The sequence below is a fragment of the Saccharibacillus sacchari DSM 19268 genome (assembly GCF_000585395.1).
GTDB classification, from domain to species: Bacteria; Bacillota; Bacilli; order Paenibacillales; family Paenibacillaceae; genus Saccharibacillus; species Saccharibacillus sacchari.
Window position 1 is genome coordinate 1,356,084 of sequence record NZ_KK073875.1, and the last position, 25,127, is coordinate 1,381,210.

21 protein-coding genes are annotated in these 25,127 nt (G+C 53.6%); 9 read left to right on the forward strand and 12 right to left on the reverse strand.

Features of this window, described 5'->3' with window-relative positions; genetic code table 11:
• Positions 1-421 precede the first annotated feature (421 nt).
• Positions 422-1,783 carry an IS1182 family transposase gene (locus SACSAC_RS05955; RefSeq protein WP_037284512.1) on the reverse strand — a complete coding sequence of 454 codons (1,362 nt, stop codon included), beginning with the start codon at positions 1,781-1,783 and terminating at the stop codon, positions 422-424.
• A gap of 192 nt (positions 1,784-1,975) precedes the next feature.
• On the reverse strand, positions 1,976-4,792 hold the full coding sequence (locus SACSAC_RS05960; RefSeq protein WP_169833751.1) for an S-layer homology domain-containing protein: 2,817 nt from the start codon (positions 4,790-4,792) through the stop codon (positions 1,976-1,978).
• Between the two features lie 362 nt (positions 4,793-5,154).
• Here SACSAC_RS05960 and SACSAC_RS05965 point away from each other — a divergent pair, with 362 nt between their 5' ends.
• The 6 genes from SACSAC_RS05965 (at position 5,155) to SACSAC_RS05990 (ending at position 11,061) form a co-directional block, all read left to right on the forward strand.
• On the forward strand, positions 5,155-5,424 hold the full coding sequence (locus SACSAC_RS05965; protein WP_037284518.1) for an ACT domain-containing protein: 270 nt from the start codon (positions 5,155-5,157) through the stop codon (positions 5,422-5,424).
• A gap of 19 nt (positions 5,425-5,443) precedes the next feature.
• The gene (locus tag SACSAC_RS05970; RefSeq protein WP_037284520.1) at positions 5,444-6,802 is read left to right on the forward strand and encodes a DUF711 family protein; all 1,359 of its coding nucleotides are present in this window, start codon (positions 5,444-5,446) and stop codon (positions 6,800-6,802) included.
• 340 nt (positions 6,803-7,142) lie between these two features.
• Positions 7,143-8,210, forward strand: a complete 1,068-nt coding sequence (locus SACSAC_RS05975; protein WP_037284523.1) for a siderophore ABC transporter substrate-binding protein — start codon at positions 7,143-7,145, stop codon at positions 8,208-8,210.
• A 15-nt stretch (positions 8,211-8,225) separates the two neighbouring features.
• Positions 8,226-9,251, forward strand: coding sequence for an ABC transporter permease (locus tag SACSAC_RS05980; RefSeq protein ID WP_037284525.1), 1,026 nt, complete (start codon positions 8,226-8,228; stop codon positions 9,249-9,251).
• Positions 9,248-10,312, forward strand: coding sequence for an iron chelate uptake ABC transporter family permease subunit (locus tag SACSAC_RS05985; RefSeq protein WP_037284527.1), 1,065 nt, complete (start codon positions 9,248-9,250; stop codon positions 10,310-10,312). Before SACSAC_RS05980 ends, SACSAC_RS05985 begins: the two co-directional genes overlap by 4 nt.
• Positions 10,309-11,061: an iron ABC transporter ATP-binding protein gene (locus SACSAC_RS05990; RefSeq protein WP_037284529.1), complete on the forward strand. Its 753-nt coding sequence runs from the start codon at positions 10,309-10,311 to the stop codon at positions 11,059-11,061. Before SACSAC_RS05985 ends, SACSAC_RS05990 begins: the two co-directional genes overlap by 4 nt.
• Positions 11,062-11,519: 458 nt before the next feature.
• Here the strand turns inward: SACSAC_RS05990 and SACSAC_RS05995 are convergent, their stop codons facing one another.
• Positions 11,520-11,924, reverse strand: coding sequence for a hypothetical protein (locus SACSAC_RS05995; RefSeq protein WP_051506903.1), 405 nt, complete (start codon positions 11,922-11,924; stop codon positions 11,520-11,522).
• 243 nt (positions 11,925-12,167) lie between these two features.
• Here SACSAC_RS05995 and SACSAC_RS06000 point away from each other — a divergent pair, with 243 nt between their 5' ends.
• Complete coding sequence (locus SACSAC_RS06000; RefSeq protein WP_037284531.1) at positions 12,168-14,120, forward strand: TcaA NTF2-like domain-containing protein; 1,953 nt, start codon at positions 12,168-12,170, stop codon at positions 14,118-14,120.
• Positions 14,121-14,246: 126 nt separating this feature from the next.
• Here SACSAC_RS06000 and SACSAC_RS06005 read toward each other — a convergent pair whose 3' ends face one another.
• The 4 genes from SACSAC_RS06005 to SACSAC_RS06020 form a co-directional block, all read right to left on the reverse strand.
• On the reverse strand, positions 14,247-14,666 hold the full coding sequence (locus SACSAC_RS06005) for a hypothetical protein (protein ID WP_037284534.1): 420 nt from the start codon (positions 14,664-14,666) through the stop codon (positions 14,247-14,249).
• Positions 14,667-14,755: 89 nt separating this feature from the next.
• Complete coding sequence (locus SACSAC_RS06010) at positions 14,756-15,646, reverse strand: hypothetical protein (RefSeq protein ID WP_037284537.1); 891 nt, start codon at positions 15,644-15,646, stop codon at positions 14,756-14,758.
• Positions 15,647-15,676: 30 nt separating this feature from the next.
• The gene (locus tag SACSAC_RS06015) at positions 15,677-16,309 is read right to left on the reverse strand and encodes a histidine phosphatase family protein (protein ID WP_037284540.1); all 633 of its coding nucleotides are present in this window, start codon (positions 16,307-16,309) and stop codon (positions 15,677-15,679) included.
• 13 nt (positions 16,310-16,322) lie between these two features.
• The gene (locus SACSAC_RS06020; RefSeq protein ID WP_051507467.1) at positions 16,323-17,096 is read right to left on the reverse strand and encodes a spermidine synthase; all 774 of its coding nucleotides are present in this window, start codon (positions 17,094-17,096) and stop codon (positions 16,323-16,325) included.
• Between the two features lie 267 nt (positions 17,097-17,363).
• On the opposite strand from SACSAC_RS06020, the gene SACSAC_RS06025 reads away from it, so the two are divergent.
• Positions 17,364-17,960 carry a TetR/AcrR family transcriptional regulator gene (locus SACSAC_RS06025; RefSeq protein ID WP_037284543.1) on the forward strand — a complete coding sequence of 199 codons (597 nt, stop codon included), beginning with the start codon at positions 17,364-17,366 and terminating at the stop codon, positions 17,958-17,960.
• A 35-nt stretch (positions 17,961-17,995) separates the two neighbouring features.
• The gene (locus SACSAC_RS06030) at positions 17,996-19,228 is read left to right on the forward strand and encodes an MFS transporter (RefSeq protein ID WP_037284545.1); all 1,233 of its coding nucleotides are present in this window, start codon (positions 17,996-17,998) and stop codon (positions 19,226-19,228) included.
• Between the two features lie 168 nt (positions 19,229-19,396).
• Here SACSAC_RS06030 and SACSAC_RS06035 read toward each other — a convergent pair whose 3' ends face one another.
• The 5 genes from SACSAC_RS06035 to SACSAC_RS06055 form a co-directional block, all read right to left on the reverse strand.
• Positions 19,397-20,632: an FAD-dependent monooxygenase gene (locus SACSAC_RS06035; protein WP_037284548.1), complete on the reverse strand. Its 1,236-nt coding sequence runs from the start codon at positions 20,630-20,632 to the stop codon at positions 19,397-19,399.
• Positions 20,633-20,786: 154 nt separating this feature from the next.
• Entirely contained in the window at positions 20,787-21,656 is an 870-nt protein-coding gene (locus SACSAC_RS06040; protein WP_037284551.1) for a cation diffusion facilitator family transporter, read from the reverse strand.
• 601 nt (positions 21,657-22,257) lie between these two features.
• Positions 22,258-23,262, reverse strand: a complete 1,005-nt coding sequence (glpX, locus tag SACSAC_RS06045; RefSeq protein ID WP_037284554.1) for a class II fructose-bisphosphatase — start codon at positions 23,260-23,262, stop codon at positions 22,258-22,260.
• A gap of 131 nt (positions 23,263-23,393) precedes the next feature.
• A complete protein-coding gene (locus tag SACSAC_RS06050) occupies positions 23,394-24,197 on the reverse strand; it encodes a pyruvate, water dikinase regulatory protein (RefSeq protein WP_037284557.1) in 804 nt (267 codons plus the stop codon).
• A gap of 18 nt (positions 24,198-24,215) precedes the next feature.
• Positions 24,216-24,857: a helix-turn-helix transcriptional regulator gene (locus SACSAC_RS06055; RefSeq protein ID WP_037284560.1), complete on the reverse strand. Its 642-nt coding sequence runs from the start codon at positions 24,855-24,857 to the stop codon at positions 24,216-24,218.
• Positions 24,858-25,127: the final 270 nt, after the last annotated feature.

Genomic DNA, 25,127 nt, shown 5'->3' on the forward strand with positions numbered 1-25,127 from the left:
GTTACCAAGTCTGATTCTGCGTAAATAACCTTGCTCATTGTCGGAAGTGTCCCCAGCACTGTAGCTCCGACCAATGAGCCTATAGCCATTTTTTTTAACAAGCCCCTTGCGTTGAAATGTTTCGTTTTCATCCACATTCTTCCCCTCTGTTTGTGAAATGCTTCATAGACAACTCCAATTTATTACAAAAGCAATATAGCATTTGATTCTGAACAAATTCTGAACAGCTTTGCGTTTTGAAGGATGTCCAAACAATTTCTGAACTTCATCTTTATATTTTTTTCAAAATGCGTAAAAAAAGATCGGGCTTCGGCCCGATCTTTCAGACTGTTGACAAAAGAGAGTTAGAGCCTGTGCTCTAACTCTCTTTTGTCAACAGTCTGCTTGTTAAGCTTAGGGACAAAGCCTTGTCAGCCCCTTTCTATACGTTGGGTGCAGGCTGCCACGTCCAATTTGCGAGCTTTTTCAGATTCATGGCTGCAAACGTAAGCATCGCCTGCATGGACAATTTTTTAAGCCCTCTTAGGGTCGTCCAACGCATGCCATGCTTTTCTTTGGCATCCGCAAAGACGCGCTCAATGGTTTCTTTGCGTTTGCTATAGATGGATTTCACGTCCAGTCGGTGTCTCAGATGGTTCGCTTCCTCCACGAAAGGCTCCCACACGTGGCGGGTCACCACTTTCTGTTTGGCCTGACTAGCGGTACACGAGCTTAGCCCGTCGCAGGCGCTACAGATCGCTGGGGTGGATTTGTATTCCCGATAGCCTTCCTTGTTGGTCGTTGAATAGCTTAGGATCTCTCCCGCGAGGCAGAGGTAACAGTCGTAATATTCGTCGTACACGTAGTCGCTCTTTTTGAAAAAGCCCTCTTTCGTATGCGGGCGCGTATACGGAAGAGCCGGTAAGATGCCGGAGTCGAACAAATACTTTGCAATCGCGGGCGTTTTGTAGGCAGCGTCTGCGGCCACAGCCTTCGGTTTTCCCACATGCTGCATGACTTGCTCAACGAGAGGCGGCAAGAGGTGGCTGTCATGGACATTCCCTGGCGTGACCCGAGCCCCGAGCACGAACCCACGACGATCCGAAACGGCATGAAACGAATAAGCAAACTGCCGGGTTCGCTCATCTTTTACGTAATAGCCGCTTTCCGGGTCGGTGAGGCTTTCCTTGATTTCCTTTTCTTCCTCTTGCGACGGAAACTTGTCCGGTGGGAAAGGCTTTTTCCCATGGTCTTCCCGATCCTGATTGATCTCCGCTTCGAGCAAGGATTGGTAGGCTCGCGTTTCTTTACGCACCACCTTCTTCTCGAACTTGCGTGTGTTGGCGCTGGCCTTGACATGCGTCGAGTCGACAAACACATGCTCGGCGCGCAGCAGGTTCTGGTCGGCTACGTTCTTGAGAATGCGGTAGAAGATCCGCTCGAACACGTCAGAATCTTGAAACCGACGCGCGTAGTTCTTGCTGAAGGTCGAGAAATGGGGCACGGGGTCTGAAAACCCAAAGCCCAAAAACCAACGGTATGCCAGATTGGTTTGGACCTCCTCGATGGTTTTTCGCATGGAACGAAGGCCAAACAGATATTGAATGAAGGTGAGTTTGATGAGAACCACCGGGTCGATGCTGGGGCGTCCTTTTTCCGAATACAAGTTCTGGACGAGCTCGTAGACAAAAGAAAAATCGATGGCCGCCTCCACCTTACGCACCAGATGCTCGCGAGGAACCAGCTGATCCAAAGCCACCAGTTCCAGTTGAGTTCGTCCATCCGATGATTGTTTCGTTAACATGAATGCTCACCTCACGTCGTTGATGCTTCTATTTTAAACGAAAAAAGACTGTCGACGCACTCAAATTCTTGAGTTTGTCGACAGTCTGAAAGATCGGGCTTCGGCCCGATCTTTATAGTCGATTTACATGTTTTAGTTTTCTTTTATGCTACATACTCAATCTCGCTCGATTCCGTGATTTTTCCGTTTCGCTTACCGCTGCATCGAAGCCGCGCGAACCGCATCGTAAGCCCAATACGTATCCGCCACGTCATTCCACGACGCCGCGTCCGGCAGAACCATCGAACCGTCCAGTCCGATCAAACGGTTAATCATCGTTACCGCTTCCGCACGCGTCACGTTCTGCTCCGGCTTGAAGCTGCCGTCCTCATACCCCGTCACCACGCCTGCTGCTTGCAGCTCGGCTGCCGGACCCGCTGCCCAATGGCTCGTTGCCAAATCGCTGAATCCGGCCGCTTGGATGCTTGCGTTCAAGCCGCTTTGCGGCAGCAGTTTCGCCAAGGCCGCAGCCAGTTCGCCGCGCGTGATCGACGCGTTCGGCTTGAACGTGCCGTCGCCGTAGCCCGTCATGATGCCCGATGCCGCAGCCGGTCCGACGACCGTGGAAGCCCAGCTTCCGCTTTTCACGTCGCTGAATGCCGACGTGCCTTCCGTCACGCCCGTGATCCGGCCGACGATTGCCGCCAGCTCGGCGCGCGTGATGTTTTGCGCCGGTTTGAAGCTGCCGTTCGCGTACCCCATGATGTAAGGCGACGCGATCAGCGTGCTTCCCCAGTTGCTCACGTTCACGATTGTAAATGTACTGAATTTGTTGACGCTGATTTCCAATCCTTGACGACCGCTATCCAACGTGACGACTTTGCCGCGTACCAGTTGCTTCGTACCGTCGCTGTGCTCAATGTAGACACCCAGCTTTTTCTGCTGTTGCGCCGTGAAGTTACTGCCTTCCGGAAGCGGCAGGGTCAGCGTTACCGGACGACTTTGCAGATTCGTCTCGATCGTCATCGGGCGACCGACAACGTTAATGTCCCCGCCGTTCGCAGCGGCCATGATTTCTGGATCGGCCAGCGCGCGGGAGCGAATCTCGCTGCTGCTCGCCGTGCTTTTTACCGGAATCAGGCGGAAGTACAGATCGTCCGTCAATCCTGTCAAAGAAGATGCCGGCACTTGAATGCGCACATTCGGGTTCAGCACGACCAATTCAATGCCTTGGTCCGTGAGCAATTTGGAAGCCGCGACCGGTACTGTAAAGTCCCATTGCGAAACTGCATCGCTTGCGTCGGGCAGCACGATCGCAGCCGTTTTCGAACCGGATGGCTTCAATAGGTCTATAATCTCGGTCGCTTTGGCCGGGGTCAGTTGCAGCGCATCCTTGATCATGCCGTCCGCGCCTGTGGTGCGCGTGATCGCAAGCGAAGCGACTACCGAACCGTTCGCGGCCGCGCTGCTTTGCACGTTGACGTTAATCGTCGTCGTATTCGTCGGCGCAGGAGCCGGCGGGGTAGCGACCGGAGTCGAAATTCCGCCGCCCGCAGAAGGAATTGACGGATTCGTCGGGTTAGTAGGGTTGGTCGGATTTGTCGTAGGAGGTCCGACCGGCGTCAGCGCTGGAGAAATAGCGAATACGGATGTACTGCGCAGTCCTTTGGCTTTGACTGCGAAGACGTAAGGTTGGCCGTTGGTCAATCCGGCTACGGTGAAGGAATTCGAAGACTGCGAATCGCCGTAGAGCGTCGATCCTGCGAGTTCCCAAGCCCGGGAATCAGGTTCGGCCGGAGGCACGCTGCCTGCGTATTTGTAAATTTCGTAATACAGCGCATCGTCGGCCGGGGTCCAAGAGAGATCGACCTTCGCGTTGCCTGCCTGCCCGTTCACTTCCGAAGCCGGCGATTGAGGCGGCGCGATCTGGATGACCCGGTGGTGGCCGGTATCGGAAATGTAGACCGTGCCGTCTTCGGCTATTGTTACGCCCTGCGGAGCGCTTAATGCGGTCTTGTCCGCCGGTCTTCCTTCGGAAGGATCGACAGCATCTTCTCCTCCCGCTACCGTAATAAGGTCGGGGTAGCTGGCGTTCGTATCATAAAACTGGACTACGCGGTTATTGCCCGTATCCGCTACGTAAACATCCTTGTCCGAGCTGACTGCTAAAGAAGTCGGCTGGTTCAGGCCTCCTACTTGAATCGGTACGGCTTCTCCGTCACTCATTTCAATTTTAGTGATCATAGTCGGATCTGAGGGAGGATTACTAAGCGTGTACATGAACCTTCCTTCAATAACAAAATCCTGAAAAACATGGGGTTGGCCAAAATTAAAACCGCTCATGTAACCTACATCCTGAGTCGTATAGGGTAAAACAGCATCCTGCGAAGGAAGAAACCGATAGCCTTGGTTAATCGTATCGTCATACGTATACAGATACCCTTCGTCATCGAAAGCCAGCCCTGCCGTGGAACTCAACAAATTCGGATCCAGAACCGCTTCAACTTCCACACTTATCACTGGGTTCGATGCATTCTGCGAATCGCTCAAGACTTTTTTGAATCTGAACACGTTGGGACCGTCAGCATTTTGCGCGTGACCCGTGAAATAAATCTGTTCAAAATCGGGAAGACTTTCGGAAAGTTTAGGATAAGCAAAGTCTTGCGCAATTACAGAGGCTCCGTCGCCGGTTTGGAAACGAAAAGGAATGTAGTCGCCCTGCAGCCTCGAATCAACTTCATTTCCGAATGCCAAACCGTTAGCAAAAGCGAACCAACTTTCTCCGTTAACGGGATCGTTCAATAATAACCCGTGAAGTTTGTCCATCGTGGAATCGATAGGCAATTCGATCAATTCCAGATCTGTCGGCATGTTCAACTCCGACCAGATCGCTTTGGGCGCTTTGCTGCTGCCCCCCGTGCCGGTTCCCGCCACCGTCTGCACGATTTTATCAACCGGGATCGCCCATGCTTTTCCTGTTCCGATCGTCGAGAACGTTCCGCCCGCCAACAAGGTTGTAAGCGTTATCAAAAAACCTTTCCTTAACCACCTTTTTCCCGTATAGGCCGCTGCCGTCTTCTTCATTCGCCCTCTTCCCCTCTGTATGCAAATGGATGCTTATACCGAGCAGTATAACAGCAAATTCTGAACAATTACTGAACAATCCAAAAATTCAACGTTGCGGCCCTTCATTTTTATCAAACTTCATTGCAATACGCTTTCTCGCCTATACATAGAACGTTTACATTGACCCGCCACCAAATCGCCATTTGAACCCTCCCTCCCGATCTGACATAATAACTCGTAACTTAACGCGCTAACGCATTACCGAATGCCGATAAACCAGCCGCATTCCATAGTCGCCAGCGCATGTAAACAAGGGGGATTTCACGATGAAAGGCATCATTACCGTACTCGGAAAAGACCAGGTAGGCATTATCGCCAAAGTCTGCACCTACCTCGCGGAGCAAAACGTCAACATTCTCGATATCTCGCAAACGATCGTGCAGGACTACTTCAACATGATGATGATCGTGGATATTTCCAACCCGGCCAAAGCATTCGAGAACCTGATCACGGACCTGCACGACTTGGGCCTGACCATCGGGGTCGAAATCAAGCTTCAGCACGAAGACATTTTCAACAGCATGCACCGAATTTAGGAAAGGAGGCCGACAACCCATGATCTCGAAATTCGAAGTTCAAGAAACGAACACCATGATTTCCGAAATGAAGCTCGACGTGCGGACCATCACGATGGGCATCAGCCTGATGGATTGCGGACACCCGGATCTGAAGACGTTCAATCAAAAAGTGTACGACAAAATCACACGTTTGGCCGAGCATCTCGTCAAAACGGGCGAAGACCTGGAGCGTCAATTCGGCATTCCGATCATCAACAAGCGCATCTCCGTCACCCCGATCGCCATCGCGGCGGGACCGACGGAAGCGACCAGCTACGTCAGCGTGGCCGAGACGCTCGACCGCGCGGCGCGCGAAGTCGGCGTCAACTTCCTCGGCGGATTTTCGGCTCTGGTGCAAAAAGGCTACACCAACAGCGACCGCATCCTCATCGACAGTATCCCCGAAGCGCTGGCCGTGACCGAACGCGTCTGCTCCTCGGTCAATATCGGCTCGTCGCGCAGCGGCATCAACATGGACGCGGTGAAAAAGATGGGCGAGATTATCCGGCAGACGGCCGAACTGACCGCCGACCGCGATTCGCTGGGCTGTTCTAAGCTGGTCGTATTCTGCAACGCCGTCGAGGATAATCCGTTCATGGCGGGCGCGTTCCACGGACCCGGCGAGCCGGAATGCGAAATCAACGTCGGCGTCAGCGGACCGGGCGTCGTGAAAAGAGCGCTCGAAGACGTCAAAGACGTCGATTTCGAAACGCTGTGCGAGACGATCAAGCGCACCGCATTCAAGGTAACGCGTGCCGGCCAACTCGTCGCGCAGGAAGCGGCAAAGCGCCTCGGCGTGCCGTTCGGCAGCATCGACCTCTCGCTTGCTCCGACGCCTGCAGTCGGGGATTCCATCGCCGAGATCTTCCGGGTGATGGGTCTGGAAGAAGCCGGCGCGCCGGGCACGACGGCGGCGCTCGCGATCCTCAACGACAACGTGAAAAAAGGCGGCGTGATGGCATCTTCGTATGTCGGAGGCTTAAGCGGCGCGTTCATTCCGGTCAGCGAAGATCAGGCGATGATCGAAGCCGTGCAGCGCGGCGCGCTGACGCTGGAGAAGCTGGAAGCGATGACCTGCGTCTGTTCCGTCGGCCTCGATATGGTCGCGATTCCGGGCGACACGAGCGCTTCGACGATTGCCGGCATCATCGCGGACGAAGCGGCGATCGGCATGGTCAACAATAAGACGACCGCGGTTCGGCTGATCCCCGTCATCGGCAAAGGCGTCGGCGAGATCGCGGAATTCGGCGGCCTGCTCGGCTACGCTCCCGTCATGCCGGTCAATCGGTTCGACTGCGCGCCGTTCATCAACCGCGGTGGCCGCGTGCCGGCTCCGATTCATAGTTTTAAAAACTGATCGGTATCTTTTGAAATCATGAGTCGAACCCGTGGCGGGCCGATCCCGCTTCGGGTTCTTTTTAGGTTTGAACATCATTTAGTTAACAGGTAAACGGTTCACTTTTTAGTCACAGTTTACATCGAGTAACTGGTTGAAATTCTTGAACCTCTTGGTATAATTTTTAACATTGATATTGAGAATCACTATCATTTAATGCGCTTCTCGCTCATTACCAAACAAAAAAGGAGTGCGGCTTGGTTTCAAGCTGTACCTGAGAAGCCATCATGATATAAAAGTGATTCCGTTCCGTACATAGCTTAGTCCGCAAGTAAATTCCATATCTTATCAGGGGGTTCAAATGAACAAATTCAAGTTTTCGAAATTCATGGTAATCGGTCTGGCTGCTTTCTCTTTGGCACTGAGCGCATGCTCCAATACAACCGATGAAGCAGCAACTTCCAATGCCGCAAGCTCCGCTGCCGCCGCAACGACGACGGACACGGCTGATTCCGCTACCAATGCCGCCAGCACTCCTGCAACCGTAGAAATTACGGATGCTCACGGAACGGTAACGGTCCCTGTAAATCCAACCAAGGTCGTGGCGCTGGACAACCGCACGTTCGAAACGCTTTCCGATTGGGGCGTTAAGCTGGTAGCTGCTCCGAAAGACGTCATGCCTCCCGACTCGCCTTACGTCAGCGACGATTCCGTTCAAAATATCGGCAACCACCGCGAACCGAACCTGGAAATTTTAGCGGCCGCCGATCCTGACCTGGTCATTGTGGGACAACGCTTTACCAGCTATTATGACGAGATCAAAAAATTGGTTCCCAATGCGGCCGTTATTGATTTTGAACTCGACGTGTCGGGAGAAGAAGGCTCGCCCGGCGAAAATCTGATCGCGGGATTTAAAAACGCGACAACGAATCTCGGCGAAATTTTCGAAAAGCAAACGGAAGCCGATCAACTGATTGCCGACTTCGATAAAGCCATTGAAGAAGCCAAAGCCGCCTATAACGGGACGGATACGGTGATGAGCGTTATTGTTTCCGGCGGCGACATCGGTTTCTCGGCTCCGCACTCCGGACGCGTATGGGGGCCTCTGTACGAAATCTTCGGCTGGGTTCCTTCGCTTGAAGTTCAAAATTCTTCTACCGACCACCAAGGCGACGATATCTCCGTAGAAGCGATCGCGCAAAGCAATCCGGATTGGATCTTCGTGCTGGATCGGGACGCCGCTATTTCTTCCGACGAAAAAGCGGTTCCCGCTCAAGACGTGATCGACAACGCGCCGGCGCTTCAAAACACGAAGGCCGTAACGAAAGGTCAAATCGTCTACGCGCCGAACGATACTTACACGAACGAATCTATTGAAACCTTTACGGAACTGATCAACAACCTGACGCAAGCTTTGTCCAAGCAATAAAAGGAGCCTAAAGCTGTGTCCAAAAATCTTATACCGAAATTTGCTGGGGTTGAGCATGCTCAACCCCAGCGTCATAAGCAAAAAAAGCTCTGGACCGTCCCTTTTGTCCTGGCAGTTGTCGCGACAATGATTTTGGGTACGGTCTCGCTGCTCACCGGCGTCTATGACATTCGCGGACAAGCGGACGGCATGGAGATGTTTTTCATCACGCGCGTTCCGAGAACGATAGCGCTTATGCTGACGGGAGCCGCTATGGCAATGGCCGGACTGGTCATGCAGCTCATTACGCAAAACCGGCTGGTCGAACCGACGACGACCGGAACCATCGAATGGTCAGGGTTGGGTTTGTTGTTCGTGTACCTCCTCTTCCCTGCTCCGTCCCTTTTGCTGCGCATGACGGGTGCCATCGTGTTTTCCTTTATCGGAACTATGGTATTCTTCATGTTTTTAAGAAAGGTCAAACTCCGCTCCTCTCTGGTCGTTCCGATCATCGGGATGATGCTGGGCGCGGTCATTTCAGCTTTTTCTACATTTATCGGATTGGTGTTCCAGGCGACGCAAAACATCGAAAACTGGTTTATCGGCTCCTTCTCTTCCGTGCAGACGGGTCGGTACGAATATCTATGGATCATTATATTGGTCACGATTTTGATTTTTATCTACGCGGATCGGCTGACATTGGCCGGACTGGGCGAAGATGTGGCCACAAGCTTGGGCGCGAATTATAACCGGATCATCCTGTTGGGTACGGCGCTGATTTCGTTGGCTGTAGGCATCGTGGCGGCGGTGATCGGCAATCTGCCTTTCCTCGGCCTGATCGTTCCCAATATCGTATCCATGTTCAGGGGCGACGATCTGAGGAGCAATCTGCCTTGGGTCTGCGTACTCGGCATGGGCACGATCATGGCTTGCGATATTCTGTCCCGGGTCATCATCATGCCGTTCGAAATCCCGGTTTCCATGATTCTGGGAACGGTAGGTTCTGTCGTATTCATTATGATTTTGCTTAAACAAAAGAGATCGAAAAGGATATCAAGATGAGCGAACTGACAAGTACCCCTTCATTACCGGTCAATACCGATCCCCGTCGTCCGTCCCGAAAAAGATCGGCGAGAGCTTTTCGGACCAAGCGCGAAGAACGGAACTACTGGGTTCTGCTGATCTCGTTATTCGGAGTCGGCCTTCTGTCTTCTTTTGGTTTACTGGTTTATAACAATCCGGTGCCGGTGACCTCGCCGTCTTTTATCCCCGTGGTGGAACGAAGAGTCGTGGCGCTGGTTTCCATGCTGGTTGCGGCGGTCTGTCAAAGTTTATCGACGGTCGCATTTCAATCCATTACGAACAACCGGATCATTACGCCGTCGCTGCTCGGCTTTGAAGCGATCTATTCGACGATTCATACCAGCACGATCTTTTTCCTCGGCGCGGCCGCGTTCGTGAATTTCAGCGGCGTCGATTCGTTCTTGTACCAAGTGGCCGCAATGGTTCTAATGTGCCTGATCCTGTACGGATGGCTGTTATCGGGAAAATACGGCAACTTGCAGCTTCTGCTCCTGGTCGGCATTATCATCGGAACGGGTTTGCGGTCGGTATCCTCGTTTATGCGAAGAATGCTGGCGCCGTCCGAATTCGATATTTTGCAGGCCCGGCTGTTCGCTTCCGTCAACAACTCGGATTCCGCGTATTTCCCTATCGCTATTCCGATCGTCATCGTTGTTGCGGGGCTTCTGCTGATCAATGCCAAACGACTGAACGTATTGGCGCTCGGCAAAGACGTCTCGACGGCGCTGGGAACCAAGCATAACGCCGGCGTGATCTACACGCTCGTGCTGGTGTCGGTTCTGATGGCGATCTCGACGGCGCTGGTGGGACCGCTGACATTTTACGGATTTTTAGTCGCGACGTTAAGTTACCAGGCAGCACAGACGTACGACCACCGCTATGTATTCCCTATGGCTCTGGCGATCGGGTTCGTCATTCTCACCAGTGCCTACTTCATCATGAATCACGTCTTCCATGCTCAAGGCGTCGTTTCGATCATTATCGAGCTGGTCGGCGGCCTGACATTTTTGATCGTGATTTTAAGGAAGGGTTCCCTATGATCGAAATCAATAATGTTAAAAAATCTTATGCAGACGAAGTCGAAATCGGTCCGTTGAACATCACGATTCCCAAAGCCGGCCTGACTTCGCTGATCGGTCCCAACGGCGCGGGCAAATCGACCATGCTGCTGATGATCGGCAGACTTCTGGATCTGGACGAAGGCCAAATCACCGTTGCCAATATGGACGTTTCCAAATCCAAATCGAGCGATCTCGCCAAAATCATCACGCTGCTAAGGCAGGAGAACCATTTCGTAACCCGGCTTACGGTCAGGCAGCTTGCCGGATTCGGACGCTTCCCTTATTCGAAAGGAAGACTCACCGACGAGGACGAAGCCATCATTTCCAAATATATCGACTTCCTCGACCTGACGGCTTTGGAGAATCGCTATCTGGACGAACTTTCCGGCGGGCAGCGTCAGCGGGCTTACGTCGCCATGGTGCTTTGCCAAGAGACGGAATACGTGCTGCTCGACGAGCCGCTCAATAATCTCGACGTGGCGCGCTCGGTGCAGATGATGGAACATTTGCGCCACGCGGCCTACGAGTTCGGCAGAACGATCCTGACCGTCATGCACGATATCAATTTCGCGGCCAAATATTCCGATCGAATCTGCGCGATGAAAGACGGGCAGATCGCAGCTTTCGGAACCGTAGCGGAAGTCATGAACCCGGAGATTCTTACTGACATTTTCGAAACGAAGATCGAGATTATTCAGGGGCCGTACGGGCCGATCGCGATCTACTAAGATGTGCGAGGGAAAGGAAAAGGAAGCTGGGACGCTGCGGGATAAATTCGTTCAAGACGCTGTTTCACGAAGAAAGCTTGCAGCTTTCCTCGTTCAAAGGCGTCTTGACCTGAATTTCTCCCTCCGCTAAAGCTTCCTTAAGGATGGGGAAATGTTACAGCTACTAAAAAAGCGCCTTTTCAGGGCGCTTCAATAGTATCGAAAGAGTTCAACGTAGCTGGAAACGAGAAGACGGAGAGAGAAATTCAGTTCAAGACGCCTTTGAACTTGGAAAACTTCCATTAAAAATTTCAATCCAGTTTTCCAAGTGAGACAGCGAATTGTGAAGCATTTCGAAGAAATGCACTTCGGAAGCCTATGCTTGCAATTTCTCTCGCAGTCTTCTCGTTTCCCGCATCAACGTAACTTCATCGGTAGACTCACGCACCCCAACAGGGTGCGTTTTTGCATACGCGTCTTTATTTAACAGATCGCGAAGCCATGCGATAAGGATTCATGGCGCGTCTTTTTCTAAGAATGATCCAGTACGTAATACCGGCCACGATGGCTTGAAGAATCAGCATCAGGACGCTCAGGAAAATAAGGGTTTGCTCGGGGGACAACGGTTTGAAAAAAACGGCGAGCGTGTCTCCCTGCATTTTGCCGACGAAATAGAAGGATACGGCGAATGAAGCGACGTTGCCAATCAAGAGTGCGTAGACCGAACCTAATTTGATGCTGGCAAAGGCCAGCAGGCCCATCGCCGCGACCATTGCGATGTAACCGATTGGCGATTGATGACTGTAATCCTGCTGCATGCCGAAATAAGCAAACGGCAAAGCATAAACGATAACGATCAATACGCTCCATGGATATCTTCCCATAGGATGGTGCTCCTCTCGGGCTTTGGGTTGGACAAGGCTTATGTATTGAACGGATTGACCCAACGATTCGTTAACAGACTTATTGATTTTCGTGCTCTAGCAGTGTTAAAGGTGGTAGCCCAGACTTTAGGAAAATGATATGATTATGGATGCCTGAAAACAGATAAAAAGGCAAATTAATCCGTTCGCTTCATACATATGCGTTGGCCAATTAGAGTCAGTTTGGAAAGGATGAATGGATGTATGTATTGCGCGAAATGCGGAAGTCCGGCCGAAGCGGGTTGGAAATTCTGCGAAAAGTGCGGGACGCCGCTGGAAACTGCACCGACTGCGGCTTCGCAAATTTCAGCGATGTCGCCGCAGGTTCAACGCAGCAACGAAGCTGCTCCGGCATCGACCGGCAAGCCGAAAACACCGATGTCCAAGAAAACTAAAGGATGGGCAGGAACAATCGCGGGAGTCGTAGTCTTGCTTGTTGCGGCCTTTCTGATTCTGCGAATGACGTATGGTCCATCTAACCCGGAAGCTTTGGCGGAAAAGCTGAATGCGGCGATCGACGCGAAGGATTCGGCAACAATCGCAAGTTATGTATTCGACGCCGAATCGCCATTGCTCGCCGAAGACCGGATGCAAGCCTTCCAAACTTCGCTCGAAGAGGAAGGGACCCGAACTTTTTACAAGGAAAGCATTCTGAACGCGATCGATTTGGCGGAAAGCCAGGCGCCTGCGGAATCGGGCGAAGAGACGTTCAGCGACAAGTTGCGAAAAGAACTCGACGGACCCAATGCTAACTTGCCGTCTGCGGCGATGACCTTCGTCGAAGAGCGCTCCTGGCGTGGCAGCAAATGGAGCGTGCACGTCACGCCGGTATCCCTAATGGCGGAAAGCACCGAGCCGACTTCAGATGTAAACACCTCCCTGCAACTCGGCGATCTCGCAGGCGATGACCGCGCAACCGTCGAAAATCTTTGGCCCGGCGTTTACGCTTATAGCGGAGCGCTGACCAGCGAATACGGCAGCCAGCCTTTTGACGGTACGTTTGAAACGTTCGAGTACGCGGAGCCCAATGTCATCTTGTTCGAAGCCTCCATGATGAATAAAGTTTCCCTGGAGTTCCCGGCTTTCGAATCGGCGGTAACGCTGAACGGCAAGCCGATCACGGGAACGCCCGGCAAATCCATCACCTTCCGTCCCGTTCCGCAGCAGTTGGATTTGAAGATCGAAGCGAACGCGTACGGCGTCGATCTGAGCGGAGAAACTTCAATTGACGTTGCGGAGTACCCGGAGTACCCGCTTACCGAATTGATCCGACAAGAAGCCGCCGAGAAAGTCGCTGATCTGGCCTACGCGACGATGAAAGATTGGGTGAAGGCGACGAATTCGGGCGATCGCAAGCAGCTTACGGGCTTTGATCCAAACGGTACTTTCGGCGATTACCTGACATGGAGTCTCGACAATCGGCCGGATACTCGCTACGCGCTCGGCAAAGTTGTCGTAAATCCCGTGAATATCCGATTTGACCAGAGTGATTTGAAGGTAAATGTCGCTTACGAATTCTCCGACTCGGATAATCCGGAGCTGACGACCCAAGAAGTGCACCAATTATCCATAGCGGAAAACGACAAAAAGAACGACTGGTGGATCAGCGATTATGCGTGGGGATACATCCCTGATGCAAGCACGAATATCGAGCGCGTGAATCCCGAGTTCGACAAAGAACGTGCGGCCTTATCCAAAAGTACCGCTGCCGATTCGCCAAGCAACGTCACCAACGCCGCGGCGTCGGGCAATGATCAGATGCAAGCGTCCGCTTCCGGCTCCGTGACTTTTACCGAGGATGATGCCCAAGCCTTCATGACGGACTACCTCAGCTCTTCGGTTACGGCGATAAACGGACGCGAATTTACCCAAGTCTCCCACTTGATGGACCCCGCCGGACCCGCAGCTCGGGAATCGGCCGATTATATCGAGTATTTGGATAGCAAAGGCATTACCGAAAGCTTTGAAGATGCGACCGTGACCGGATTCAAAAGTAACGGCGATTCAACCTATACGGTCAACACCCGCGAATCCTATATCATTTTCAACAAGGATAACGAAGCCGCCGCCAAAAGCTTCAACGCCGCGTATAAGCTGAGCGTGATCGACGGGCAGTTGAAGACGCATACGCTGATTAGCACGAAGGAGATTAAATAGCAGTCTTTCAACTCTTAATCAGAGGATTACGTTCGAACGAAAGGCACGCGCTTCAGGTGCATTTCATTCGAACGTAACCCTGCCTTTAATGTTGACAAGGTGCTTAAAAAAGTCTGCTGCAAACGATTAGGTCTCTGCATGGATCGTCTTTTTGCCCTGACTTTTACGCCGACGTACACATTCAACGATGATTAATGCAACGGCCTGCACGATCAGTAAAAAGCCCGTGTATGCAAACATGGCCTGAAGAAGCGACAGCGGCTCGAAAAACAGAACCTCGGCAGTCGTTCCGGACATGTTGGGAATAAAACGATAAGAAATAAAGACAGAGATGACGTTGCCGAGCAGCAACAGATAAATTGAACTGTAAACTCGTATCGTTACAGCCAAAAAAACCGCGATTGCTGTAACCAGAAGACCTCCCAAAACCAACACGCCCCGATAATGCATCTCCATCAGCAGCCACGCATACGGAAACACGTACAGGATCAGTGCAGCCGTAACCAATCTTTCTTTGCTCAAAAATCTTTTATCCGTATTGATCATAGATTTCCCCTCCCGCTCAATCCGCCTTCCTGCACTCTAAGAACGTCTCGGTCTTCGAAAAGGTTACTGTTTCTTGACGAATATCCTTTTCAACCTACCAAGGCTGCCCAGACCGACACCTCAGACCCGCATTCCGGGCAGGTCGCCTGTCCATCCAGCGAAGGAATGGTTACAGCCAAACGGTGTGCGCCGAGACGTCCCGCTTCATGCGCCAGCTTTTGCAACTCCGCGCGAAGCGAGGTCGCGGATATCGCTTGCACGACTGCCGAATCGCGATTCTCTTTTTGCGCCGTCACGGGATCATCCATGTATACCACCAAGACCTCGGCGTCGCCTTCCTTCGGCCACACATACCAATCCGCCTGACAACTTGGGCACGCTCCGCTATATTCGTCGCCTTCCGGAAAATTGAGCAGCAACCGCGCCACTTCAATCTCTCCGGCATAAGCTGCCTGCGCCGCCAATAGATAGACGGCTTCGGGATTTTCGTTGTCTTCCGGTTCACCGCTCGCGATTGAAGCTGCGTCGCCGGACTGTTTATTCCCTTTTAAATCAAATCCCGCAGCCTGCTCATACAGGTGACTCAAGCGCTCCAACCCGATTCGGTACCCCTCGACAATGCTTGCGATCGTCTCGTCCGGAAGCTTAGGCTGGCGCTCTCTGCGAAACTCGCCGGAGGATGCGATATCCAGTCGATCCGCACCATGCTCGCGCCCGCTCTCCATCCAACCGCAAGCGATATACAAATCGACTAAAGTCTCGGTATGTTCGGTCGTCTCGGCCATTGCGGCCAAATAAGGCATGGCCGCCAATGTAGCCGTATAGATCGTATCTTGATGCAGCAGCAGCTCAAATAACTCCTGTCTCAGCTCCGCGTCTTCCGCAGCCGTGACCAAGCGGCGCAGCAACTGCACAGCCTCTTCGCCGTCTCCGTAAGCGGTGGTCAGGCGGCTCCAGGCCGGATCGTTTAACTTCAGCATTTTTCCCCGCCTCCTCGTTCGCTACGCGTTCTAATCCCGATAATGCGAGACGTCCCCGTGCAGTTCCACGTTCATTCCGCCCGGTCCGTACACCACTTTGCACAGGCAAGTCGATTCCAGAATCGGCGGTTTCCACATTTCCGAGATCGCCTGTCCGTTGAACGCCGTCATGAGCAGATTCAGCACGGCGGCATGAGTGACGACCAAAATGCTGCGCCCGTGGTTTTCGTTCAAAATTCGCTCGATGGCCGGAACGACCCGATTCCCCAATTGAACAAAGGACTCCCCGCCGTTTGTCGGCTCATACCGATGCGGTTCCTTCCAAAATGCCTCGTATTCATCCGGCGACCCGACTTCGATATCCGCTCCGGTTCGACCTTCCCAATGCCCCATGTCCACCTCTTGCAAATCATCCGTCGTATGGAGTTGAATCGTTCTTTTTCCTCGCAAAATTTCCGCCGTCCGCATTGCGCGCGGGCTTGAACTGCTATAGATGACATCGAGCGGTACGCCTTCAAGCGATTCGCCGAGCCAACCCGCATGCCGTTCTCCTTTTTCCGTCAACGGCGAGTCTTTGCGCCCTTGCAGCCGGCCTTCCAGATTCCATTCCGTTTGACCGTGACGCGTTAAGTATAATGTCGTTATGCGATGTTGTTTCTTCATTATGTAGACCTCCTCATTCTGGCCGGTAACCGAACATCTCATCTTCCAGTACGGTTCCGCGCTCGGGCTCTGAAGGTTCGAATCCTGCCATCTGCCCAAGCTTGGCCTGAGCGGCACGCTTACCTCCAACCAGTATCCGATTGGTGATATCGCGCGGATCGTCAGGCGGCAGCGCAAATCCTTGAGTGTAGGCAAAAGTTTCCGACAGCCCCGCCCATATCGCGTCGATAAACGAATCTCGCTTCCCTCGGCCGAATACGTTCAGCAGAATCACGCCTCGTTCGCTCAACTTCCGATGTGCTAAACTCCAAAACTCCCGCGTAAACAGATGCCAGGGCGTTCCCTTTTCCGTAAAAGCATCCAACACGATATAATCCAATGACCCGTTCGCTTCCCGGTTCAGCAGCTGCCGTCCGTCGCCCACGTTTACTTCGGGTCCTGCGTATCCAAAATAAGTTCGGCTGATCGACGCAATCGCCGGGCTGATCTCGGCTGCCCGCATATCGCGATCCGCAAAATATCCGGCAATCGTTCCGATTCCGTGCCCGATGACAAAAGCGCGCTCGAAGTCAGGTTCGTTATGCTCCATCAGGTGAATGATCGCCCTTGGATACTCAAGCACGATCCGCCGCGGATCATCCAAGTCCATCGCTCCCTGCACGTCGCCGTCGGCGAAGCCAAGCACCCTGAACCTCCCTTTTTCTTCATATAAAATATTCGTATCCGTTACCGTAATTTCGCTGCCGTGTTCTTGGATTCGCGTCACGACCTCTTCCTGAATGTTCATTGATTCAACCCTCGTCTGCGTGGAGTCGCCTTTTCTTTCATTATAAATGATGCGGGCGATGAAGCTCAAACGGGCTGCCTGCTTCGAAACGTATCGCTTACCTGCTTTCTTTATTGCGATTTCGGCTTGAATTTGGTAAGATATTGACCGAACGTTCAGTATAGAACTGACACTTTTTATACTCCATACAGCCAAGCGCCCGCCCGGAAAAAGGTAGCGAACATTCCGGAACGGGGGCTTTTTATAAGGAAGCCAGGGTGAGGACATGTGAACAAGAAACAAATTCAAAGCGAGCAGACCCGTAAAAAGATCGCGGATGCCGCGCGCCATTTGTTCGTGCAAAAAGGCTATAAAGCGACGTCGATCGAAGAGATCACGGCCGCGACAGGCAGCAGCAAAGGCAATCTCTACTACCATTTTAAAAGCAAGGAAGGCCTGTTTCTGTATCTGCTGGATGAATGGGACCGGGACTGGATCGCCAAATGGAGAGAAAAAGAACATCTGCATACGACCGCGACGGAAAAAATGTACGGCTTCGCGGAGCAGATGGTACGGGAAGACTTGAATCATCCGCTGACCAAAGCGGCTGACGAATTTTTTATCGGCGATGACAAAACATGCGAGGTCGAGGATCGGTTGGCCGAGATGGTCGCCGAACATCTGTCGTTCAACCGCATGCTGATCCAGCAAGGAATCGACAGCGGCGAATTCCGCGAGAATGATGTCCAGGGCTTGGCTCTCGTGCTGGAGGCGCTCGTCATCGGGCTGAGTCAGGTGTCGAGGCGCGCCAATCTGACGCAGGCGCTGGAAACGTATCGGTTAGCGATTCAAGTCTTTCTGCATGGCATTTCACAAAATAAATAAAACAGAATAACGAAAGAACTTTGGAGGATGTCACTATGGCTTTGATGCTTCGTAATCGGGCGGCGCTGTTGCTGCTCATGTTCAATATTTTCCTTGTTTTCACCGGCATCGGGCTGGTCGTTCCGATCATGCCGACATACATGAACACGCTGCATATCGGCGGCAGCATCGTGGGTCTGCTCGTCGCGACTTTCTCGGTATCGCAGCTGATCTGTTCCCCTATTGCCGGGCGTCTATCCGATAAACTCGGACGCAAAAAAGTCATTATCGTCGGCATGATGATCTTCGCCGTCTCCGAGTTCCTGTTCGGCATCGCGAATGCGCCTTGGCTGCTGTTCGTCTCGCGCGTGCTCGGCGGAGTAGGCGCGGCCCTGATCATGCCGGCCGTCATGGCCTATACGGCGGATATCACGACGGACGAAGAGCGCGCGAAAGGCATGGGCTTCATCAATGCGGCCATTACCACCGGATTCATTATAGGCCCCGGAATCGGCGGCTTCCTTGCCGAATTCGGAATTCGCGTGCCGTTCTTCGCAGCCGGTATTGCCGCATTGATCTCCGGCGTGATTACATTGCTCGTACTGCCGGAGTCGCTCAGCGTCGAGCGTCGTGCCGAGATTGCGGCGGCCAACGTCGGCAAACGCGACAGCCTGTTCAAGCAGCTCATGACTTCGTACCGGACGCCGTACTTCCTCAGCTTGGTGATCGTATTCGTCAGCGCCTTCGGCTTGGCGAACTACGAGACGGTATTCGGACTGTTCGTCGACCATAAATTCGGCTTTACGGCACGCGACATCGCGATTATCATCACCTTCGGTTCGATCGCGGGAGCCGTGGTGCAAGCGACCATCTTCGGTTGGCTGTTGAACCGCTTCGGCGAGCAGCGCGTCATCTCGATCTGTCTGGCGGCAGCCGCAATCTTTGTATTGATGACGCTGTTCGTGCATGAATATTGGATGATCGTGACGGTCACGTTCATCGTGTTCCTGTCGATCGACATCCTTCGCCCGGCGATCGGCACGCAAATCTCGCGCCGCGCAGGCGAGCAGCAAGGCTTTGCGGCCGGACTCAACTCCGCGTACAGCAGCCTGGGCAACATCGCGGGGCCGATCGTGGCCGGATCGTTGTTCGACGTCAACATCAACTATCCGTACGTATCGGCGGCGATCGTCCTGTTCCTGTGCTTCCTGCTGGTGCTGGGAGTCGGACGCAGCGACCAAAAACGCGCGGAAAAGCTTACAGGCACGCAATCAGTCGAACATTCGTAAATCGAAAAACGCAGACGAAAAAGGACTTGGCTTTTCCGCTTGAAGGCGGATAGGCCAAGTCCTTTTTTTGATTTGCGATCCGATTGAATAGAAAAAACGCAAGAAGCACAAGCAGATTCGCTTATTGTTCCAGGTGCAACTTGCTGCAAACCAAGCATCCGGCGTTTGTCAGCTTTTTGTTTGAACCAATCGGATCTCCGGAAGCTGCCGCTTGCTCCGGGCGACATGCCCCATGCGGGACGCGACTTTGCGCAGCGGTCCGAAGCTGGCGATCCGGATCACGGTCCGGATCGTGCCGACGCCCATTTTCGTTTGCGGATAAAACAGGTCGGGCGTGCCGGGCGGCAGCTTTTGCGCGTCGTCCACGATCGGCCGCATCCACTCTTCGTAGCGTTCCAGCGCTTCGCTGATATTGAGATTGTCGGCTTTTTGCGTTAACGTCGAAGATTCGTCCGAAAACTGCGACAGGAAAGCCGCCAGCACGTATCCGCCGATCAACGCGAGCGACGATCCGCCTCCGCCCAGCGGCGTCACGCACCAAGCTGCGTCGCCGGTGACGCAGACTCTTTTTTTGGACCAGTCCGGCATCTTGATCTGCGTCAGATAGTCGAAATACACATCCTGCGAAGTCGAAAAGCCTTCGATCACGCGATCCGTTTGCCATCCGGCGCCCGCGAAAATATCGCGCAGTTCGGAGCGCGCCTGATCGGGCGACAGATCGGCGATGCTGCGCTCGCTGCCGTAAGCGAGCATCGCGCGGATCGTCCCCTGATTGTCGGGACGCAAGCAGACTTGGCGCTTTTCCGTGGCGGTATACCAACGCCACCAATCGTCGTCTTCCGGCGTCCGCGCGATCGTGCCGTAAGCGATATTGAGCTTAAGCTCGCGCCGCGACACTTCGTTCGCGAAAACCAGCTCGCGCGTTTTGGATCGCACGCCTTCCGCGATAATCAACAGATTATAGGTTTCCGTCGCTCCCGAGCGCAAAGCGACCTGCACATAATCGCCCGGATCGGACACGCTTTCGATCCGTTCGCCGTAGCGGATCGTCACGCCGGACGGCAACGCATCCAGCACGATGCGCGCCAGATCGCCCCGCAGGATTTCCAACTCCGCCGTCAGCCCGTCGGAACCTTCGACCGGGAACGCGCCGACGACCTCTCCTTGATCGTTCACGAATGCGGTGCCTTTTTCGGTCGTCGTCCGGGCGCGGACCTGATCTTCCAACTCCATTTTTCGCAACACTTCCCGCGCTGCGCCCCGCACGTCGATATTTTGCCCGCCGTCGCGAAACGCCTCGGCGCGTTCGATCAAGGTCACGTCCCAGCCCGCTTTGCCCAACCAAAACGCGGTGCTCAAACCGGCGATGCTCGCCCCGGAAATCAGCGCTTTCGGATTGCCCATATGATGTTCCCCTCCCGGAAGTCGATGATGGCTTGCTGCTTCTTTTTACCCGCGAATACAAAGCGACAAGCTCGATGCGCCATATATTTTCCGATCGCAAAAAAGAACCTCGGCTGTTCGGGGCTTCGGTTCCTTCGGTAGTTGCTTGACAGGATTATTCTTTCGGTTCCACATGGACGCTGACAAAATAAATCGCATGGTTCTCTTTCATTTCATGCTCGACCCGATCCGCGATATCATGGCCTTCGACGATGCTCAAGTCGCGCGGAACTTCGATGGTGACGTCCAGTACCGTCTGACTTCCGTTAACCCGGGCTTTCAGTTCGCGTACTTCTTCGACGCCCTGGACCTGCGCGATCGCTTCGCGAATTTCGGCCAGTTCTTTTTCGTCGAATCCGTCGGTCAAACGATGCAGCGATTCGCGTAAAATGTCCCAAGCCGTTTTGCAAATGATCAAGCCTACGACGAAAGCCGTCACCACGTCCAACCACGGCATGCCGAATTGCGAACCCAGAATACCGATTGCCGCGCCGATACTGACCAGGGAATCGGACAGATTGTCTTTTGCCGCAGCCATCAGCGCCTGGCTTCCCGTTTTGATCGACAGATCGCGGTTATACCGATAGACGCCGTACATCGCTACCGCGCAAACGAAAGCTACGGCCGCCACCCAAGCCTGAGGCGCTTCTCCCGTACCGCTCGCAATCGACTGCGCCGCCCCGACCAGCACCTCTAGCCCGACGAAAGCCATAATCACGGACGCCACGAGCGCCGCTACCGTTTCCGCGCGAAAATGACCGTAGGCATGGTCTTTATCCGGCGGTTTCTGCGAAATGCGCAGCCCGATCAATACTGCGATCGAGGCCACGATATCCGTCAAATTATTCAATCCGTCCGCTTGCAGCGCGCTGGACAGAAATACATATCCGACAGTCAGCTTAAGCGCGGACAAGATCAGATACGCAATAATGCTGACCCAGGCCCCCCGCTCGCCTTCTTTGATTTTTTCGTACACATCAACCATTTCGCTGCCCCCAAAACCCTTAGTTACTGAACGTTGTCCATCATAACAAGCAGGTTTGCAGTGGGTCTACAGAAACATTATAGCCGCAGGGGAACGTTGTAAGCCCCGCGAAATAGTCTGATAGCCGCCAAACTTTGTTGACCTTGGGCAAGAGTAAGGCGATCCCGCTTCCTGTCCGGGTTGAAAGAAGCGGCGGCGGGGAAACGGCTAATGTTTACCTGTAGCTTTAAAACGGCACGAACGATAACTTTTCTGAAAATAAAAAAAGACTCGCCCGCAAAATCGCGGAGCGAGTAAGGAAACAGAGTGAAGAAACGAAAAATCGAGCATCCAAACATTCGTGCGTAAAAGCAGCAATTTCCGGCTTAAAAAGTTGACGTCGACTCTATTCCTGCGGATAAGCAACAATATAGGCGTTCCATCGCTCCGTAATCCGATATGGCGATAAATTCTTGCGTTTTCGCAACAATGAAACGGAATATGCGACGAAGCTGAGTACATTGTTGCCGATCCGCAGGATTGATGCCACGTTACGAGGTACGCACCGGGCCGACTTCGACAATTTAAACGATCAATCTGCCGATATACGGATCGTTTGAAATCACAGCGATGCCACTTTGCCGATCACCGGCACTTCGGCAAGCCCTGTCGGGAACTGTTTTAGCGGCAAATAGTGCATGCTGCGGATGTAGCGCACGGTACGGCTGCTGGCGCGCATGATGACGGAGTGAGTCTCGGCGCGGTCTTTGCCGATCATGCGAACGCCGTCCAGGAACTCGCCGCTCGTCACGCCCGTCGCCGCGAACAACACGTCGCCGGTGCCTGCCATGTCTTCCAGCGTCAGCACGCGGGAAGGATCTTCGATGCCCATCGAGATGCAGCGCTGCTTCTCGAACGGGCCGTCCGGCAGCAAACGGCCTTGCATATCGCCGCCGAGGCAGCGCATGGCGGCGGCGGCCAATACGCCTTCCGGCGCACCGCCGGAGCCGAGGTACAGATCGACGCCGCTGTCCGGCAATGCCGCGGCGATCGCGCCCGCCACGTCGCCGTGACCGAGCAGCTTGATGCGTACGCCCGCTCCGCGCAGCCGGGAAATCAGCTCTTCGTGACGCTCGCGTTCCAGTACCATGACGGTCAGATCGGAGAGCGCGCGACCTGTATAATGCGCAGCCTTTTGCAGAGTCAGTTCGACCGGATCGTTCAGGCTTAACTTGCCCGCGAGTTCCGGGCCGCAGGCCAGCTTCTCCATATAGATATCCGGCGCGTGCAGCAGACTGCCTTTTTCCGCAATCGCGATGACGGCCTGCGCATTGTGCAGACCTGCCGCGACGACTTCGGTACCTTCCAACGGATCGACGGCAACATCGACTTCCGGGCCTTCTTTCGTTCCGACTTTTTCGCCGATGTACAGCATCGGAGCGTCGTCCATCTCGCCTTCGCCGATCACGACCGTGCCGTTGATCGAAACGGAATCGAACATGGAACGGATCGCGGTCGTGGCCGCGCCGTCCGCCGCATTTTTGTCCCCTCTGCCGATCCATTTCGCTGCTGCCAAAGCACCTAATTCCGTTACTCGCACAATCTCCAGGGTCAATTCGCGTTCCATGGTCAATCCCTCCATTCGATTCGTCGGATCCTTTTATGAATTGCAAGGTCTCCGCGTTAAAGCTATTAAGTGAAGAAGATCGCCGATATCGGATCTTCCGTACGGGCGTCTTCGCATTTCCTTCGTCAACGTTACAATTCGTTCAAAATCAAACTCGACGTCTCTTCGATCGCACGATCCGTGATATCCACCACTAGACAGCCAAGCCGCGCATACAGCGTCTCGGCGTAGTCCAACTCTTCCTTGATCCGTTCCAGGCTGTCATACTGCGAACCGACCGGAAGACCCATGGAGCGAAGTCGTTCGGAACGGATCTTGAGCATCGCCTCAGGCGCAATGGTCAAGCCGACCAAACGTTCTTTCGGCAAACTGAGCAGCTGTTGCGGCGGCGCGATTTCGGGGACAACCGGATAATTGACGACCTTTTTACCGCGATGAGCGAGAAAAATGCCCAGCGGCGTCTTCGACGTGCGCGAGATGCCCATCAGGACGATGTCCGCTTTAAGCATGGCGCCTAGATCTCGGCCGTCGTCGCTGGCTACGGTGAACTCGATCGCTTCCATGCGTCGGAAGTAATTCTCGTCCATCTTGCGCAGCACGCCGGGCCTGCGCGTCGGCGGCGCTCCGCTGAACGTGTCGATGAACGCTTGCATCATGGGCCCCATGATATCGACGACCCGCACATCCAACCGCACGGCTTCCTCGCGAATGGTCTCGCGAAGCTCCGGTTGCACGAGCGTGTACGCAACGAAGCCTTTATGCTCGGCGGCTTCTTCCATCAGTTTGCGCAGCTCGTCTTCATGCCGGACATTGCCGTAACGCTTAATCGAAACTTCCCGATGCTCGAATTGGTGAATGACGGCCTGCACCACGGCTTCTGCCGTATCGCCGACCGAATCCGAGCAAATGGTAATGAACGGCGTGCCTTGTTCCATCGTCTGCGTGTCCCCCTGTTATCCTGTCGTTTCGATGTCGAGGAGAAGCTGAACGATGGCCGTCTTCGTCAATCGTCCCACGATAGCCGGCTTGCCTCCCGTTTCTTCCGGATCGGCATCGACCACCGGCAAACTGTCTACCTCGTGCATAATCATCTTGTGCGCGGCCTCCAATACCGGTTCGTCAGGCGATGTGATGATGACTTTCGGAATCCGGGTCATGACCATGCTGACGGGCATTGAAGCCGAGCCCGGGTTGCCCAACGTGACTTTCAAAAAGTCTTTGCGCGACGCGACTCCGGCCAATTTCCCGTCGCCGTCGCAAATAATCAGCGTACCGACATCCTGCAAAAACAGCGTCACCACCGCATCTTGGATAGTCGTCGTCTCGCGGATAATAATCGGCACGTTCTGAATATCGCGCACCTTCGCTTCGCGCATGCGATCGCTGCCGTTGCCTCCGCCCGCCGACTTACGGCCGGGAAAGTAGCCGACCTTCGGCTTGGCGTCCACGTATTCCAGCATGACCAACAGCGAGAGATCCGAACGGATCGTCGGCCTGGAGAGCCCCAGGTTCTCGGCGATCTGTTCTCCGGTGATCGGCGCCTGCTTTTTCACGATATCCACGATCTTCAATTGTCTTGCCGTTAATTCGATCAAGGTTACCCTCCGATTTCTTGCTTGCGCTTAAAAAGAAGAGGTCGTCGCGTTCCTTCACGTCTGATTTCTTCTTCTGCGTAAACATATAATACGACACTAATCGCAAAAATGAAACATATATGACGTACTATTTCGCTATTATTTTTGCTTATAGAAGCGTTAAGCTGCAATTATAAGCGAAAAACCGCCGATTTATGCCTTCATTACTTTTATTATGACATACTTTATAACGTTTTCGGTTTATTATTTTTAGACGACATGTTCAAAAAT

Bases quoted from the DNA above. Each gene is read 5' to 3' on its own strand.
- SACSAC_RS05955 (WP_037284512.1), bottom strand. From the start codon at position 1,783: ATGTTAACGAAACAATCATCGGATGGACGAACTCAACTGGAACTGGTG.
- SACSAC_RS06040 (WP_037284551.1), bottom strand. From the start codon at position 21,656: ATGGTTGATGTGTACGAAAAAATCAAAGAAGGCGAGCGGGGGGCCTGG.
- SACSAC_RS05995 (WP_051506903.1), bottom strand. From the start codon at position 11,924: ATGGGAAGATATCCATGGAGCGTATTGATCGTTATCGTTTATGCTTTG.
- glpX (WP_037284554.1), bottom strand. From the start codon at position 23,262: ATGGAACGCGAATTGACCCTGGAGATTGTGCGAGTAACGGAATTAGGT.
- SACSAC_RS06050 (WP_037284557.1), bottom strand. From the start codon at position 24,197: ATGGAACAAGGCACGCCGTTCATTACCATTTGCTCGGATTCGGTCGGC.
- SACSAC_RS06020 (WP_051507467.1), bottom strand. From the start codon at position 17,096: ATGAACATTCAGGAAGAGGTCGTGACGCGAATCCAAGAACACGGCAGC.
- SACSAC_RS05990 (WP_037284529.1), top strand. From the start codon at position 10,309: ATGATCGAAATCAATAATGTTAAAAAATCTTATGCAGACGAAGTCGAA.
- SACSAC_RS05975 (WP_037284523.1), top strand. From the start codon at position 7,143: ATGAACAAATTCAAGTTTTCGAAATTCATGGTAATCGGTCTGGCTGCT.
- SACSAC_RS05970 (WP_037284520.1), top strand. From the start codon at position 5,444: ATGATCTCGAAATTCGAAGTTCAAGAAACGAACACCATGATTTCCGAA.
- SACSAC_RS06010 (WP_037284537.1), bottom strand. From the start codon at position 15,646: ATGCTGAAGTTAAACGATCCGGCCTGGAGCCGCCTGACCACCGCTTAC.
- SACSAC_RS06030 (WP_037284545.1), top strand. From the start codon at position 17,996: ATGGCTTTGATGCTTCGTAATCGGGCGGCGCTGTTGCTGCTCATGTTC.
- SACSAC_RS05965 (WP_037284518.1), top strand. From the start codon at position 5,155: ATGAAAGGCATCATTACCGTACTCGGAAAAGACCAGGTAGGCATTATC.
- SACSAC_RS06000 (WP_037284531.1), top strand. From the start codon at position 12,168: ATGTATTGCGCGAAATGCGGAAGTCCGGCCGAAGCGGGTTGGAAATTC.
- SACSAC_RS06015 (WP_037284540.1), bottom strand. From the start codon at position 16,309: ATGAAGAAACAACATCGCATAACGACATTATACTTAACGCGTCACGGT.
- SACSAC_RS06035 (WP_037284548.1), bottom strand. From the start codon at position 20,632: ATGGGCAATCCGAAAGCGCTGATTTCCGGGGCGAGCATCGCCGGTTTG.
- SACSAC_RS05985 (WP_037284527.1), top strand. From the start codon at position 9,248: ATGAGCGAACTGACAAGTACCCCTTCATTACCGGTCAATACCGATCCC.
- SACSAC_RS06005 (WP_037284534.1), bottom strand. From the start codon at position 14,666: ATGATCAATACGGATAAAAGATTTTTGAGCAAAGAAAGATTGGTTACG.